General features: G+C 67.7%; 1 protein-coding gene. It reads right to left on the minus strand.

Annotated features, from left to right (window positions below):
* Window positions 1-31: 31 nt before the first annotated feature.
* Window positions 32-1864, minus strand: coding sequence for a glycosyl hydrolase family 18 protein (locus tag AC13HU_RS36060; protein WP_483046215.1), 1833 nt, complete (start codon window positions 1862-1864; stop codon window positions 32-34).
* Between the last annotated feature and the right edge of the window lie 319 nt (window positions 1865-2183).

Raw genomic sequence — 2183 nt, forward strand, 5'->3', positions numbered from 1 at the left:
CGTGAGAACGCCCGCCGGGGAGGGAGAACGGTCAGCAGGCGCCGAGGTCGTCCCAGACGCCCCATTCACCTGTGGTGCCGGGCTCCTCGTTGGTGGTCCACCACTTGGCCTGCCAGTTGTGGCCGTTCCAGGAGACCTGGTCGCCGCCGTTGTAGACGGCACTGGCACTCCACGACGCGAGCGTGCAACTGCCGCCGCTGCCACCGGTGGTGCCACTCGACGTGCCGGTCGACGTGCCGGTCGAGGTACCGCCGTCCGTCGTGCCCGCGGTGGTGCCGGTCGACGTGCCGCCGTCGGTCGTGCCCGCCGTGGTGCCGCCGTCGGTGCTACCCGACGAGGTACCCGTGGAGGTGCCCCCCGTGGTGGTACCTCCGCCGGAGCAGTCGGAGGCCGACCCGTTGGTGGCGGTGACGATCTTGTTGAAGAGCGTCGCCGAGGCGTCCAGGTCGAGCAGCGAGTACATCATCGACCCGCCGAGCCCGTTGCAGTGCGCGTAGTTCGCCTTGGCCGTGATCGACTGGTCGCTCAGGCCGGTCCAGAAGGTGGATCCGCTGTAGAAGTAGGCCGACTGCGACTGCGCGTCGTAGAAGGTGTCGGCCGGGTTGTCGACGACCCCGGTCAGCTCCTTGTAGTACGCGATCCCGGGGGTCGCGCTGATCCCGCGTGCCGCGGAGGGGCTGCTCGCGGGCTGGTAGAGGCCGTGGTTGCTGCCCGCCTGCACGCCGTCCCAGCCGCGGTAGTAGAGCGGATAGCCCATGGTGACCTTGCTCGCCGGCATGCCGCCTGGGATGCCGTAGGCCGGGTCGCCCTGGGTCCACGCCTTGATCGCGTTGTCGGTGCTGTACTTCTCGTTGCCCGGCGGGATCACCGCGGAGGGGTCGCTCGGCGACTGGTAGAGCGGGTCCTGCTCGTTGGTCGGGCCGGTGGCCTCGAACCCGCCGTGCATGTCGTACGTCATGACGTTCGCGTAGTCGAGGTACTGCCCGATCTTGTCGGTCTCGATGTTCGCGATCTTGTCCTGACCGGACGGCAGCGCCGCGGTGAGCAGCAGGTGCTTGCCGCCGTTGGCCGAGCCGTAGGCGTCCAGTTCGGTGCGGAACTCGGCCAGCAGCTTGGTGAAGTTGGCCTTGTCGTCGGCGCTGTAGTGGTTGCCGACGTGGCCGCCCGGCGAGCCGGGGTACTCCCAGTCGATGTCGAAGCCGTCGAAGATGCCCGCCGCACTGCCGTCGCCGCCGTAGCCGCCCTGCTCGGGCAGGTTGCCCTTGATGAACATGTCGATGCAGGAGCTGACCAGCTTCTTGCGGCTGGCGTCGGTCGCCGCGGCGTCCGAGAAGTACTTGGAGTACGTCCAACCGCCCAGCGAGACGAGGATCTTCAGGTTCGGGTACTTCGCCTTCAGCTCCTTGAGCTGGTTGAAGTTGCCCACGATCGGCTGGTTGTAGACGTCGGCGGTGCCGTTGACGCTGATGTCCGAGCCGAACGACTTCTGGTAGTCGGCGAAGGCGTCGCCCGCGCCGTCGCCCGCGTTCGGGTCCTGCTCGTTCGAGGCGTCGGACGCCTTGGTCGCCTCGAAACAGGTGAGGTTGGTCGGGTCGATGTTCTCGAACGAGTAGTTGAGGACGTCGAGCTTGCCGGCGAGGCCCTCGGTGTCGAGGTTCTTCGGGTAGAAGGCGTTGCCGTAGACGCTCCACTGGTCGTAGTAGGCGATCTTGGCTCCGCCGCTGCTCGCGGTGGCGGCCGCGGGCTTCGCGGCGGCCGCGGGCTTCGCGGCTGTGGTGGCGGAGTCCGCCTGCGCGGTGCCGATACCGCCGACCAGGGCGGTGAACAAGCCCAGTCCGACGGCGGCGCTCGTGGCGGCGGCCACGAACACTCTCTTCCTTGACCTTGACTGCACAAGGACCTCCGGGGGGAGAAGGAGGAACAACAGGGGGCGACCAGCATGGTTAACCCTTGATCAGGTGCACGTCAATGGTCTGAACCAGACTTGGACTAGACCAATCTGGCGGAGACGGGGTACGGCGAACCGCCCGGCGGACATGGCGGAGCCGTCCGCCTGCTGCGATGACAAGCGGCTTTGAGTCGCGCTCGAGCCAACACCGTTGATCACGTGCGGGCCGGACCACCGACCCGTCGGTAACCAGCCTTTAACCGGCGCCGAAGCGCAGACGAGCCGTCGCCCGGCG

The sequence above is a fragment of the Streptomyces sp. NH27 genome, assembly GCF_056859195.1.